This window comes from Pseudomonas sp. rhizo25, assembly GCF_031931935.1.
Classification (GTDB): Bacteria; Pseudomonadota; Gammaproteobacteria; order Pseudomonadales; family Pseudomonadaceae; genus Aquipseudomonas; species Aquipseudomonas synxantha.
In genome coordinates this window covers 116,456-130,012 of the sequence record NZ_JAUJXA010000011.1, presented here as the reverse complement: position 1 = coordinate 130,012, position 13,557 = coordinate 116,456, and the positions used below count along the sequence as shown (strand labels likewise).

Genomic DNA, 13,557 nt, shown 5'->3' with positions numbered 1-13,557 from the left:
TGCGTTTAGAAAGAAGGAAATCCTGCCTGGTGCGGGATTGATAAGGTTTCTAGAGAATTCGGAGTTGTGTTATGGCTGGCCATTCCAAGTGGGCGAACATCAAGCACCGCAAAGAGCGTCAGGATGCCAAGAAGGGCAAGATCTTCACCAAGTGGATTCGCGAACTGACCGTCGCTGCCCGCCAGGGTGGCGGTGATCCTGGCTCCAACCCGCGCCTGCGCCTGGCGCTGGACAAAGCCTTGGGCGCGAACATGAGCCGCGACATCATTGACCGCGCCGTGGCCCGTGGTGCTGGTGCGGCCGATACCGACGACATGGTCGAGTTGACCTACGAAGGCTACGGCCCAGGCGGCGTGGCGGTGATGGTCGAGTGCATGACCGACAACCGCAACCGGACCGCCGCAGCTGTACGCCATGCGTTCAGCAAGTGCGGTGGTAACCTCGGCACGGATGGTTCGGTCGCGTACCTGTTCGAACGCAAAGGGCAGATCACCTTCGCCCCCGGCACCGATGAAGACGCACTGATGGAAGCCGCAATGGAAGCGGACGCCGACGACGTGGTTACCAACGAAGACGGTTCCATCGACGTGTTTACCTCGTTCGCCAGCTTCTACGCCGTGCGTAATGCCCTGGAAGCCGCTGGTTTCAACGGCACCGATGCAGAAATCGTGATGCTGCCGACCACCAGTGCCGAACTGGACCTGGAGGGAGCGCAGAAGGTGTTGAAGATGCTGGATATGCTTGAAGACCTGGATGATGTGCAGAATGTCTACTCGAATGCCGACATCCCGGAATCGGTGGCTGAACAGCTAGGCTGAAGAACGATGTAGATCCCAATGTGGGAGGGGCTTGTGTGGGAGGGGGCTTGCTCCCGATGGCGGGGAGTCAGTCACAAATTTACTTACTGACACTCCCTCATCGGGGGCAAGCCCCCTCCCACATTAGAGTCTCTGTGTATCAAAAAATGTGTTTACCCCAACCGCAGGCGTTATGACTTTAATCCTAGGTATCGACCCCGGTTCGCGCATCACCGGTTTTGGCGTGGTGCAGCACACCCCGCGCGGCTGTATCTATGTGGCCTCGGGTTGCATCCGCACCGGCGCCGGCGAGTTGGCCGAGCGTTTGCAGATCGTCTATCGCGGCGTACGTGAAGTCATCCAGACTTACGGCCCGGTCACCATGGGCATCGAAAAGGTGTTCATGGCCAAGAACGCCGACTCTGCGTTGAAACTCGGCCAGGCCCGTGGCGCGGCGATCGTGGCGGGGGCCGAGGAGGGCATGGAGATCGCCGAATACACCGCGACCCAGGTCAAGCAGGCCGTCGTTGGCACTGGTGCAGCGAACAAGGAGCAGGTGCAGATGATGGTCATGCACATGCTCAAGCTCACTTCAAAACCGCAGATCGACGCCTCCGATGCCCTGGCCATCGCCATTTGCCATGCGCACACCCGCTCCAGCCTGTTGCCTCACGGCTTGGGCACCGCACGTAGTCGTGGCGGGCGGCTACGTCTCTGATAGCATCAGCGCATTCGTTATTTGCGGTCAGGCCCTGACCTGACCCTCAAGCCTTAAGGATCTGAACCGTGATTGGACGCTTGCGCGGCACCCTGGCTGAAAAACAGCCGCCGCACCTGATTCTGGATGTGAATGGATTGGGTTATGAGCTGGAAGTGCCCATGACCACCTTGTATCGGCTGCCGTCGGTCGGCGAGCCGATAACCCTGCACACGCATTTAGTGGTGCGTGAAGACGCGCAACTGCTCTATGGTTTCATCGGCAAGCGTGATCGCGATTTCTTCCGCGAGCTGATTCGCCTCAATGGCGTGGGGCCAAAACTAGCCCTGGCATTGATGTCGAGCCTGGAAGTGGATGAGCTGGTACGTGCCGTTTCCGCCCAGGACACCTCGGCCCTGACCAAGGTGCCGGGCGTGGGCAAGAAAACCGCCGAGCGCCTGCTGGTGGAACTCAAGGACCGCTTCAAGGCCTGGGAGGTGGTGCCGAACATGTTCGCCCTGGTACCGAACCAGCCGGATATGCCGGCAGGCCAGGTCGCGAGCGCCGAAAGCGATGCAGTCAGTGCGTTGATCTCCCTGGGCTACAAGCCCCAGGAAGCGAGCAAGGCGGTATCGGCCATCAAGGACAAGAACCTGAGCAGCGAAGACATGATCCGCCGAGCCCTGAAGGGAATGATTTAAGTGATTGAAGCTGATCGTCTGATCGCGGCCACCGGCCCGCGTGACCGTGAAGAAGTCCAGGACCGGGCCATCCGCCCCCTGAGCCTGGCCGACTACATCGGCCAGCCTACCGTGCGCGAGCAGATGGAGCTGTTCATCCAGGCTGCGCGCGGGCGTAGTGAATCCCTGGACCACACCTTGATCTTCGGCCCGCCGGGGTTGGGCAAGACCACCCTGGCCAATATCATCGCCCAGGAAATGGGCGTGTCGATCAAGTCCACCTCCGGCCCGGTGCTGGAGCGTCCTGGCGACCTGGCGGCGCTGTTGACCAATCTTGAACCTCACGATGTGCTGTTTATCGACGAGATCCATCGATTGTCGCCGATTGTCGAGGAAGTACTGTACCCGGCGATGGAGGATTTCCAGCTCGACATCATGATTGGCGAAGGCCCGGCGGCCCGTTCGATCAAGCTGGATCTGCCACCGTTCACCCTGGTCGGGGCGACCACCCGCGCGGGCATGCTGACCAACCCGTTGCGAGACCGTTTCGGCATTGTTCAACGTCTAGAGTTCTATAGCACTGCCGACCTTGCGACCATCGTCAGCCGTTCGGCGAGCATCCTGGGCTTGCCCCTGGACCCGGAAGGCGCGTTTGAAATCGCCCGCCGCGCCCGCGGTACGCCACGGATTGCCAACCGCTTGCTGCGTCGGGTGCGCGACTTTGCCGAGGTGCGTGCCAAGGGCCATATCACCAAGGCGGTGGCGGACCTGGCATTGAACCTGCTGGACGTGGACGAACATGGCTTCGATCACCAGGACCGGCGCCTGCTCTTGACCATGATCGAGAAATTCGACGGTGGCCCGGTTGGCGTGGACAGCCTGGCCGCGGCCATCAGTGAAGAGCGCCATACCATCGAGGATGTGCTGGAGCCATATCTGATCCAGCAGGGCTACATCATGCGGACGCCGCGGGGCAGGGTGGTCACGCGCCACGCTTACCTGCACTTCGGGTTAAATATTCCGTCACGATTGGGGGAGATGCCTGCTGTAGACGAATTCCTCGATGCAGTGGACGATTAAAAAGGTCACGCCAGACGATTTATCTGAAGTTTGTGCTGTCCCAGTGTCTGGTGTCGTCATTCAGGCAGTGGAAAATGTTGTCAGGCATTGAAAAAACAGTTGCCCAGCCAATTGGCAACCTGAGGAGTAAGCACTAGAGTATGCGCGCGCAAAACGGGGATCAGTCGTTCGCACATCGCTGTCGCGTTTATTACGAGGACACCGATGCCGGCGGCATCGTGTATTACGTCAACTACCTCAAGTTCATGGAGCGGGCTCGCACCGAGCGGCTACGGGAGCTGGGCTTTGCCCAATCCACGCTGGCAGGGGAGGACCTGTTATTTGTCGTGCATTCCAGCGAGGCGCGTTACCACGCACCGGCGCGACTGGACGACGAGTTGCTGGTCAGCGCTGAAGTCATCGAATTGAACCGTGCCAGCCTGCGCTTCAAACAGCAGGTCAGGCGGGCTACGGATGCAACGCTGCTCTGCGAGGGGCAGTTCCTGGTGGCGTGTGTGCGCACCAACAGCTTGAAACCTCGGGCCATTCCCGAAACTCTACGTGCGGCCTTTGCTGCCGTGAGCGGCGCGGGTCAACAATCAAAGCAGGAGATTTAGCGTGGAACCTACCGTCGTCGACCATTCCTCCATGTGGAGCCTGGTCAGCAATGCCAGTGTCGTGGTTCAACTGGTCATGCTGACCCTGGTAGCCGCATCGGTTACCTCTTGGGTCATGATTTTTCAGCGCAGCAATATGCTGCGCGCCGGTCGACGTGCCCTGGAGAGCTTTGAAGAGCGCTTCTGGTCGGGTATCGATCTGTCCAAGCTGTACCGCCAGGCCGGCAGCAACCCGGACCCGGATTCGGGTGTCGAGCAGATTTTCCGCGCCGGCTTCAAGGAATTCTCGCGTCTGCGCCAGCAGCCTGGGGTTGACCCGGAAGCCGTGATGGAAGGTGTGGCCCGTGCCATGCGCGTGGCCATCTCCCGTGAGGAAGAAAAGCTCGAGCAAGGCCTGCCGTACCTCGCCACCGTAGGTTCCGTCAGCCCGTATATCGGCCTGTTCGGTACCGTGTGGGGGATCATGAACTCCTTCCGCGGCCTGGCCCAGGCCCAGCAAGCCACATTGGCCACCGTGGCCCCGGGTATTGCCGAAGCCCTGATCGCCACCGCGATCGGCCTGTTCGCCGCGATCCCCGCAGTAATCGCCTACAACCGTTTTGCTGCAACCAGCGAAACCTTGATCGGCCGTTACTACACCTTCGCCGATGAATTCCAGGCGATCCTGCACCGTAAAGTGCACACCAGCGAAGAATAAGCAGGTAATTCCCAATGGCTTTAATCGCTCGAGCTCGCAAAAAGCGCAAGCCGGTCGCCGAGATGAACGTAGTGCCCTACATCGACGTGATGCTGGTGCTGCTGGTGATCTTCATGGTGACCGCGCCGATGCTCAACCAGGGCGTGAAGGTTGATCTGCCCAAGGTTTCCAGTGAAGCCTTGCCGCAGGACAACAACACTCAGGTCCTGACCATTTCGATCAAGGCTGACAAGACCTACTACTGGAACCTTGGCAGCGAAGTCGACACCCAGAAGCAGCAGGACAAGGCCCTGACCTTGCCGGCGATGACCGATGCGGTGACCAAGATCATTCGCTCCGGCAACGAAGGCGGCAAGCACACCCAGGTGTTCATCCGCGGCGACAAATCGGTCGACTACGGTTCCGTCATGGGCGCCATGGGCGGGCTGCAGAAGGCCGGCGTCGGTAACGTTGGCTTGATTACCGAGGCGCCCTGATGCAGCAACAGCGAGAGCCGTCCGCCTCGGAAAGCTACTTCTGGCCTGGCGTGTGGGCGATTGCCCTGCACGTACTGGTGTTCGGCATGCTGTTCGTCAGCTTCGCCATGACCCCGGACCTGCCGCCAGCCAAGCCGATCGTGCAGGCGACCCTGTATCAGCTGAAATCGAAAAGCCAGGCCACCACCCAGACCAATCAGAAGATTGCGGGTGAGGCCCAGAAGTCGGCTGCGCGCCAGACTGAAGTCGAGCAGATGGAACAGAAGAAGGTCGAGCAGGAAGCGGTGAAGGCTGCTGCGGAACAAAAGAAAGAAGAGGCGGCTCAAAAGGCCGAGGAATCGAAAAAGGCTGACGAAGCCAAGAAAGCTGACGAGGCGAAAAAGGCTGATGAAGCCAAGAAAGCCGAGAAAGCTGCCGAAGCGAAAAAGGCCGAAGAGAAACAACTGGCTGATATAGCCAAGAAGAAATCTGAAGAAGAAGCCAAGAAGGCTGCCGAGGAAGAGGCCAAGAAGAAGGCCGCTGAAGAAGCCAAGAAAAAGATAGTCGAAGACGCGAAGAAGAAAGCCGCCGAAGACGCCAAGAAAAAAGCTGAAGCAGACGAGGCGAAAAAGAAAGTCGCCGACGAAGCGAAGAAGAAAGCTGCCGCCGACGCCTCCAAGAAGAAGGCCCAGGAAGCAGCACGCAAATCCGCCGAAGAGAAAAAGGCCCAGGCCCTGGCAGATTTGCTTTCCGACACGCCGCAGCGTCAGCAAGCCTTGGCCGATGAGCGTGGTGATGAAGTCGCGGGCAGTTTCGACGACCTGATTCGGGCGCGGGCAGCGGAAGGCTGGACACGTCCACCTTCGGCACGTAAAGGCATGACAGTAGTGCTGCAGATCGGCATGTTGCCGGACGGTACGGTGACTTCGGTCAGCGTGGCCAAGTCCAGTGGTGACGGTTCGTTCGACAGTTCGGCGGTTGCCGCGGTCAAGAATATTGGCCGGTTGACCGAGATGCAGGGAATGAAACCAAGTGACTTCGCTCCCTATCGTTCATTCAAGATGACATTCACACCTGAGGATCTAGCCTTGTGAGAAACCTTCTTCGAGGAATGCTTGTCGTTATTTGCTGTATGGCAGGGATAGCGGCGGCGGATGAAAAGAACATCCTGGTAACCAGCGGCAGCGATCGGGCCACCCCGATCGCCGTCGTACCCTTCGGTTGGCAGGGCGGCAGCGTGCTGCCGGACGACATGGCCCAGATCGTCAGCGACGACCTGCGTAACTCCGGTTACTACGCGCCGATTCCCAAAGGCAACATGATCAGCCAGCCCAACCAGGCCAGCGAAGTCGTGTTCCGTGACTGGAAAGCCGTGGGCGCGCAGTACCTGATGGTCGGCAACATCACGCCGGCCGGCGGTCGCCTGCAGATCCAGTACACCTTGTTCAACGTGGCTACCGAGCAGCAGGTCCTGACCGGCAGCGTATCGGGTACCGCCGAGCAACTGCGCGACATGGCCCACTACATCTCGGACCAGTCGTTTGAAAAACTCACCGGCATCAAGGGCGCTTTCTCGACACGCCTGCTGTATGTAACGGCTGAGCGTTTCTCGGTGGACAACACCCGCTACACCTTGCAACGCTCGGACTACGACGGTGCACGTGCAGTGACGTTGCTGCAGTCCCGTGAGCCGATCCTGTCGCCGCGCTTTGCGCCGGACGGCAAGCGTATCGCTTATGTATCGTTCGAACAGCGCCGTCCGCGTATCTTCGTCCAGCACATCGATACCGGCCGCCGTGAGCAGATCACCAACTTTGAAGGCCTCAACGGTGCCCCGGCCTGGTCGCCGGATGGTTCGCGCCTGGCTTTCGTACTGTCCAAGGACGGCAACCCGGATATCTACGTGATGAACATGGCCTCGCGCCAACTGAGTCGCGTGACCAGCGGCCCGGGTATCAACACCGAACCGTTCTGGGGTAAAGATGGTTCCACCATCTATTTCACCTCCGACCGTGGCGGCAAGCCTCAGGTCTACAAGGCAAACGTGAACGGTGGGGGTGCTGAGCGTGTGACCTTTATCGGTAACTACAACGCCAACCCTAAGCTTTCGGCCGATGAAAAGACGTTGGTGATGATTCACCGTCAGGATGGTTTCACTAATTTCCGGGTTGCGGCCCAGGATTTGCAGCGCGGAACCGTGAAAATCCTTACAGATACCAACCTTGATGAGTCAGCCACTGTTGCGCCCAACGGCACCATGGTAATCTACGCCACCCGCCAGCAGGGCCGGGGAGTCTTGATGCTCGTGTCCATTAACGGACGCGTAAGGCTCCCGCTTCCTACCGCACAAGGCGAAGTCAGAGAACCATCCTGGTCCCCTTACCTGAACTGACGCGGCGCTACAAAAAGAAGTACTTAACACACTGGGGTTCATTAGGAGTTTCACGATGGAAATGCTGAAGTTTGGTAAGTTTGCTGCTCTGGCTCTGGCTCTGTCCGTAGCCGTTGGTTGCTCCTCTAAAGGCGGCGACAATGCCGGTGAAGGCGCTGCTGTTGATCCAAACGCTGGTTACGGCGCTAACACTGGTGCAGTTGACGGCTCCCTGAGCGAAGAAGCTGCTCTGCGCGCTATCACCACTTTCTACTTCGAATACGACAGTTCGGACCTGAAGCCAGAAGCCATGCGCGCTCTGGACGTTCACGCCAAGGACCTGAAAGCTAACGGCGCTCGCGTTGTTCTGGAAGGTAACACTGACGCCCGTGGTACTCGTGAGTACAACATGGCACTGGGCGAGCGTCGTGCGAAAGCCGTTCAGCGCTACCTGGTACTGCAAGGTGTTGCTCCAGGCCAACTGGAACTGGTTTCCTACGGTAAAGAGCGTCCAGTTGCAACTGGCAACGACGAGCAGTCGTGGGCTCAGAACCGTCGCGTCGAACTGCGTAAGTAATTCGTCATGCGAACGTGCCGTCGTGCTCTAACTGTATTGGCTCTCAGCCTCGCACCGCTTGCGGTGTGGGCTGCGGTTCCTGTAACGGATAGCAACTCAGGCTATAACAATAGCGGGAGCAGTTATCCGCCAGCGGGTTATGGCACGAACGGCGCCTATGCTGGGGGAGCGGCTACGTCCGCTCCCTCGGCACAGGGCGAGCTGTTCAACCAACTGCAACGCATGCAGGATCAATTGTCGCAGCAACAAGGCGCCATTGAAGTGCTGCAGAATCAGGTGAACCAGCTCAAGCAAGAAGGCCTGGAGCGATACCAGGATCTTGATCGTCGTATTGGAGCCGGTGTTGCACCTGCCGCTACTCCTGATAATTCTTCTACCGGTGGCGCGCCAAGCGCTGCCGCCGGTGGCGCAGCAGCTGGGGCCGCCGCGGCTGCCCCTGCCGCCAGCAGCGAACCGGGTGATCCAGCGAAGGAAAAGCTGTATTACGATGCAGCCTTCGACCTGATCAAGGCCAAGGATTTCGATAAGGCCAGCCAGGCCTTTACCGCATTCCTGCGCAAGTACCCCAACAGCCAGTACGCGGGCAATGCCCAGTACTGGTTGGGCGAGGTCAACCTGGCAAAGGGCGATTTGCAGGGGGCAGGCCAGGCTTTTGCCAAGGTCAGCCAGTTGTACCCCAAGCACGCCAAGGTGCCGGATTCGCTGTACAAGCTTGCTGACGTAGAACGCCGCCTGGGTCATACCGACAAGGTCAAAGGCATTCTGCAACAGGTGGTTGCCCAATATCCGGGGACGTCCGCCGCCCAGTTGGCCCAGCGGGATCTGCAGCGCTTGTAAGCGCATCTTTCCCGTTGAGAAGAAACCCGCGCCTGGCGCGGGTTTTTTCGTTAGAATCCACGCCCTTTTATGAAATACGCTTCCTGGGGTTGGCGCGTTGGCGCAATCCCTTGAAGTGCCTGACGGAGGCGGACAGCCTGTTTAGCTGTTACGCCCGTGGCGACTATGCAAGACACATTACGTATTACCGAAGTCTTTTACTCGTTGCAGGGTGAAACGCGCACTGCCGGCCTGCCCACTGTATTTGTGCGGTTGACCGGCTGCCCATTGCGTTGCCAATACTGTGACAGCGCCTACGCCTTCAGTGGCGGCACTGTGCGCACCCTCGACGACATCCTGGAACAGGTTGCCAGTTACCGGCCGCGCTACGTCTGTGTGACGGGCGGTGAGCCGCTGGCGCAACCCAATGCCATTCCCTTGCTCAAGCAGTTGTGTGACGCCGGTTACGAGGTCTCACTGGAAACCAGTGGCGCCCTGGACATTTCCGCTGTTGATCCGCGTGTAAGCCGGGTGGTCGACCTCAAGACGCCAGGCTCCAAGGAAGCGCATCGCAACCTGTACGCAAACATGGACCTGCTGACGGCCAATGATCAGGTCAAGTTCGTGATCTGTTCCCGTGACGATTATGACTGGGCCAGCTCCAAGCTGATCCAATACGGCCTGGATCGTCGTGCGGGCGAGGTGCTGTTCTCGCCCAGCCACCACGACCTCAACGCTCGCGACCTGGCTGACTGGGTCGTGGCAGACAACCTGCCGGTGCGCCTGCAATTGCAGCTGCATAAGTACCTGTGGAACGACGAGCCGGGGCGTTGATCAGGCGGCTGCGAGAGGCGTTCTACCGGCCGAATTACCGTTCAAATGCGTTTTTTCTGATTTATTTCAAATAAGGTGTTGAATAATCCTTAGAAATCAGTATTATACGCGCCACAACACAGCGGGTCGTTAGCTCAGTTGGTAGAGCAGTTGGCTTTTAACCAATTGGTCGTAGGTTCGAATCCCACACGACCCACCATTTTTGGCGGTTTAGAAAATCCGGAAGGCCCACGTAAGTGAGGATTTCCGGGTTTTTTTTTGCCTGTGAATTGAGGGCGAAGCTGCAAGTTTGCAGAAAAATCGCCGCGCATGTCTGATATGCAGCCGTCAGCGCTTCACATCATTTTTTTAAAGCCCACCGGTTTCCATTCCTGCGCGCTCGGTGACCATTCTAGCTGTCGCCGCGTGTAGCCCCTTACCCCTCTCTCCGATCTCACCATTAAATCGCTTGACGAATTGAGCGACTGCTCAATATCATTGTTTTGAGCAGTCGCTCAATAAATTCACAAGACGATGACGACGATGAACAAGCCACTCAGGAACACGTCAGTTGACCTGATCCGTACCGCCGCCCTGATCGGTATCTGCGTAGTTAACCTGCCGTTTCTTGCGCTGCCGCCGGCGCAGGCAATCGGCATTCCCGATGCCCACGGTGACCGCGTCGCGGCGTTCTTGATCGAGTTCTTGTTCCAAGGGAAGTTTTTCCTGATTTTCTCATTCATTTTTGGCTGGGGCGTGCATATTCAAATCCAATCTGCGGCGAGGGCCGGTGTGCAATTCAAAGGGCGCTATTTCAGAAGGCTCATCGGTTTAGCGATCTTTGGCTGCCTGCATGCGGTTCTGGTTTTTCCCGGTGATATATTGTTGCTCTATGCATTTCTTGGATGTTTACTTTGGCCATTTCGGAACTGTGCACCTCGCACGCTTATAAGAACGGCGATGTCCATGGTCGGTTTAGAGCTTATAACCTTAGTTGTCCTGGCGGTTCTTCTTTCGATCTACCCGACTACACCTGTTAATCATGCGTTGGATTACAACTTTGTAGGATCCACGCTTACAAGGATTTCCGAATGGCCAGGAACGTTCGGTTTTCTAATTCTATTTCAAGGGCCATTAGCCTTTGGTGCAATCCTCTTGGGCCTGGCGGCTGCGAAAGCAGGTTTTTTTGAGCCTGGGAGTCGAGGGCAAAAACAACTCACGCGTATTACCCCTTTATTGCTGTTACAAGCAGTCCTGACAAATCTCGCTTTCGCGCTAGCGCCTAAAGAAGGTGATCTTGTAGAGCTAATGGGGCTTTTATCTTTCGCAGTAGGCGCTCCTTTAATGTCAGCTGTCTACATCAACGTGCTATTGCGATACAGCACATGGATAAACTTGCCAGATGTTCTGATTGCAGCAGGCCGAAACTCTCTCACTGCCTATGTCCTTCAAGGGCTCATTGCAGGTGTGTTTTTCGGTGGGTATGGGCTTGGCTTCTTCGGTGAGCTTGGCAATCTCGCGTTGATACCACTTGCTGTAGGCATAGCGCTCATCTCGATGACCCTCACTGGCTTGATAGCCAAGTATGCGGGCCAGGCCCCTTTAGAAAAAATTTTGCGGTTAATCACCTATGGCCCTCAGCGTAACGGGGGTAAAGAGCAGAGGGCCTGACCGATCTTTACAAATATAAGTTTTCTTTGATTTCGCTGAGCAATATTCAAATATTTAAATACTGGAGTACATCATGAATGATCTACCTACCCGAGATTCAAGTGTTTCCTTTCGCCGAATAACTTCTGCGACAGTGTGGGATGTATGCATGCTCAGTGAGACGCTTTCAGCGGCTCAGAGAAGTATGATTGCAGACAACGGCGCTTCGATTGCAGAAGCACACTTCTCTGAGAACGCTTGGTTTCGAGCAATCTACGCAGATGAAACCTTGATTGGTTTTATCATGCTGCATATTGGCGCCGATCACGATGAGGGCATTTATTACCCTGGCGTATTTCTTTGGCGTTTTATGATCGCTGGTCCCTATCAGAAAATGGGATATGGCAAGAAGGCAATCGAGCTTCTTACCTATGAGTTGAGCTATCGGGGCTTTAAGGAGATTCGCGTAGGATACGGAGTAGGAGAGGGCAGCCCAGAACCTTTTTATAAGCGCATGGGCTTTGAACTGACCGGGGGCACCTATGGTGACGATGAAGATGAACTTGAGGCGGTACTCAAGTTCGCAAGTTGATCCCTGAACATGAGGCCGGGTTTTTTTGCCTGGAGTCTGGCCTGCCCCACCGACGCGGTGCCAGCTGCGATCAGATGCTGATTGACGTTCAAGAGCAGCCTTAATTTGTCCATTTTTGAAACCACCACGGGCGCACTTCGCATCGAAAACAGTGGCCTGCTGTCTGTGAACGGCACAGATGCTTCCGTATTGTTTTTTATGCAGGCACCGTCGACTCCATCCTCAACACCGGCACCCTCGAAGCCAAAGGCACCAACGCCAAAGCGGTCGATCTCCTGAGCGCCACCTTCACCCAAAACAGCCACCGGCTCCCGTGGCATCATCAACCGCGGCACGATCACCGCCGATGGCACGGCGATTTCTGTCGACGCGGCTGAGCAAACCTCCGTCTTCGAAATCAACCAGCAAGCCGGTGAGATTCGCAGCAACGCCGGTATCGCCATCGACGCAGCCAGCCGCGCCGTCCTGAACTGGACCGGCGGCAAAATCGTCGGTGATGTGCTCGATGTCAGCGCGATGAACATCGCGGGCCAGGCTGATTTTTCCGGTAATCGCATCATCGCGCCGGTGTCTATCAACTCGGGTTCCTTGAACCTGACGGCCCCAGGCACCGTGCTTACGGGCGACCTCAACGTCGCCAGCGGTGCAGGCATTGATATGCGCCTGGCCAATAGCGTGGTACCGACCACGCCGTACCTGACTGTCAATGGTGCGGCAAATTTTGCCCAGGCATCGAAAGTGACCTTGAGCGCCAACCCAGGTGATTTCACCGCCGTGCCAAGCGGCACGGAGTACACCTTGTTGCAAGCCAGCAGTGTGCAGAACAACGGCCTGTCCAGTACCTCTTCGTTGCTGGATCTGCTCAGTTACTCGGCCGATCGCCTCTCGGGCCAGCGTGATAATCGTGAAGCCGTGAGTGTGTGGTTGCAAGGCTTGAGCAGCAACATGGATCAGGATGGCCACAGCGGCGATAACGGCTATTCGGCCAACAGCAGCGGCATGGCGGTGGGGGTGGATGGTCGGTTGAACGACAGCACCACGGTGGGTGTGGCTTACAGCTACCTCAATTCCAACATCCATTCGGACCTGGGCACCAAGACCGACGTGCAGGGCCATGCGCTGTCGTTGTACGGCAACTGGTCGCTGCAGAACTGGTTCGTCGACGGCAGCCTGAGCTATGGCCATAACGACAATGACAGCAAGCGTCGTGTGGCGGGCACTACCGCCAAGGGCAGCTACGACAGCAATGTGTTGTCGGCCAGCGTATTGGGCGGCTACAGCTTCAAGCTGTCGGATGCTGCCGTGATAGAGCCGAGAGTGGCGGCGCGTTATTCCAACGTGCGCATGGACAGCTTTACCGAGAAGGGCTCTTCAGCGGCGCTGAGCACCGGCTCGCAACGCTATGAAGTGGGCGAGTTGGGTGCGGGTGTGCGCTTGGCTGGCAACTTCCCGTTGGCCACTGGCAGCCTGCAACCGGAAGCGACCTTGATGGCTTATCACGACCTGATGGGCGACCGCGTGGCGCAAACCTCCAGTTTTGTGCTGGGTGGTTCGGCGTTTACCGTCACTGGCGCTTCGGTCGCACGTGACAGTTACGAAGCCAGCCTGGGCCTGAATTATCAGGTGTCGGCGCTGACGGTGGGCGCCAGCTATACCCGCCAGGCGCGTAGCGGGTTTGATGCTGATGGCGTGATGGTCAAGGCGCGTTACGCGTTTTAGGGTTAAACGCAAACAGG

14 protein-coding genes, 1 tRNA gene and 1 pseudogene are annotated in these 13,557 nt (G+C 57.5%); all 16 read left to right on the top strand.

What is annotated here, in order from left to right:
• Positions 1 to 71 precede the first annotated feature (71 nt).
• Complete coding sequence (locus QZR30_RS21635) at positions 72 to 818, top strand: YebC/PmpR family DNA-binding transcriptional regulator (protein WP_043051417.1); 747 nt, start codon at positions 72 to 74, stop codon at positions 816 to 818.
• Positions 819 to 990: 172 nt separating this feature from the next.
• Positions 991 to 1,515 (top strand): crossover junction endodeoxyribonuclease RuvC, encoded by a 525-nt coding sequence (ruvC, locus tag QZR30_RS21630; RefSeq protein WP_032862494.1) that lies wholly within the window; start codon positions 991 to 993, stop codon positions 1,513 to 1,515.
• A gap of 68 nt (positions 1,516 to 1,583) precedes the next feature.
• A complete protein-coding gene (ruvA, locus tag QZR30_RS21625) occupies positions 1,584 to 2,195 on the top strand; it encodes a Holliday junction branch migration protein RuvA (protein ID WP_046069316.1) in 612 nt (203 codons plus the stop codon).
• Complete coding sequence (gene ruvB / locus QZR30_RS21620) at positions 2,196 to 3,254, top strand: Holliday junction branch migration DNA helicase RuvB (RefSeq protein ID WP_017529216.1); 1,059 nt, start codon at positions 2,196 to 2,198, stop codon at positions 3,252 to 3,254.
• A 140-nt stretch (positions 3,255 to 3,394) separates the two neighbouring features.
• Positions 3,395 to 3,850 (top strand): tol-pal system-associated acyl-CoA thioesterase, encoded by a 456-nt coding sequence (ybgC, locus tag QZR30_RS21615; protein ID WP_005790903.1) that lies wholly within the window; start codon positions 3,395 to 3,397, stop codon positions 3,848 to 3,850.
• A gap of 1 nt (position 3,851) precedes the next feature.
• Entirely contained in the window at positions 3,852 to 4,547 is a 696-nt protein-coding gene (tolQ, locus tag QZR30_RS21610) for a protein TolQ (protein WP_043049112.1), read from the top strand.
• A gap of 23 nt (positions 4,548 to 4,570) precedes the next feature.
• Entirely contained in the window at positions 4,571 to 5,023 is a 453-nt protein-coding gene (gene tolR / locus QZR30_RS21605; protein WP_161793227.1) for a protein TolR, read from the top strand.
• Complete coding sequence (tolA, locus tag QZR30_RS21600; protein ID WP_003193863.1) at positions 5,023 to 6,096, top strand: cell envelope integrity protein TolA; 1,074 nt, start codon at positions 5,023 to 5,025, stop codon at positions 6,094 to 6,096. Before tolR ends, tolA begins: the two co-directional genes overlap by 1 nt.
• 17 nt (positions 6,097 to 6,113) lie before the next feature.
• Positions 6,114 to 7,394, top strand: coding sequence for a Tol-Pal system beta propeller repeat protein TolB (tolB, locus tag QZR30_RS21595; RefSeq protein WP_034115766.1), 1,281 nt, complete (start codon positions 6,114 to 6,116; stop codon positions 7,392 to 7,394).
• A 55-nt stretch (positions 7,395 to 7,449) separates the two neighbouring features.
• Positions 7,450 to 7,950, top strand: coding sequence for a peptidoglycan-associated lipoprotein Pal (gene pal, locus QZR30_RS21590; RefSeq protein ID WP_003193861.1), 501 nt, complete (start codon positions 7,450 to 7,452; stop codon positions 7,948 to 7,950).
• Positions 7,951 to 7,956: 6 nt separating this feature from the next.
• Positions 7,957 to 8,787, top strand: coding sequence for a tol-pal system protein YbgF (gene ybgF, locus QZR30_RS21585; protein WP_046069314.1), 831 nt, complete (start codon positions 7,957 to 7,959; stop codon positions 8,785 to 8,787).
• A 165-nt stretch (positions 8,788 to 8,952) separates the two neighbouring features.
• Positions 8,953 to 9,600 carry a 7-carboxy-7-deazaguanine synthase QueE gene (gene queE / locus QZR30_RS21580; protein ID WP_046069313.1) on the top strand — a complete coding sequence of 216 codons (648 nt, stop codon included), beginning with the start codon at positions 8,953 to 8,955 and terminating at the stop codon, positions 9,598 to 9,600.
• A gap of 123 nt (positions 9,601 to 9,723) precedes the next feature.
• A tRNA-Lys gene (locus QZR30_RS21575) sits at positions 9,724 to 9,799 on the top strand.
• A 323-nt stretch (positions 9,800 to 10,122) separates the two neighbouring features.
• Positions 10,123 to 11,250, top strand: a complete 1,128-nt coding sequence (locus tag QZR30_RS21570; RefSeq protein WP_158528906.1) for a DUF418 domain-containing protein — start codon at positions 10,123 to 10,125, stop codon at positions 11,248 to 11,250.
• A 73-nt stretch (positions 11,251 to 11,323) separates the two neighbouring features.
• Positions 11,324 to 11,821 (top strand): GNAT family N-acetyltransferase, encoded by a 498-nt coding sequence (locus QZR30_RS21565; RefSeq protein ID WP_046069311.1) that lies wholly within the window; start codon positions 11,324 to 11,326, stop codon positions 11,819 to 11,821.
• A 117-nt stretch (positions 11,822 to 11,938) separates the two neighbouring features.
• A pseudogene (locus tag QZR30_RS21560) lies at positions 11,939 to 13,540 on the top strand (autotransporter outer membrane beta-barrel domain-containing protein); the annotation flags it as partial.
• Between the last annotated feature and the right edge of the window lie 17 nt (positions 13,541 to 13,557).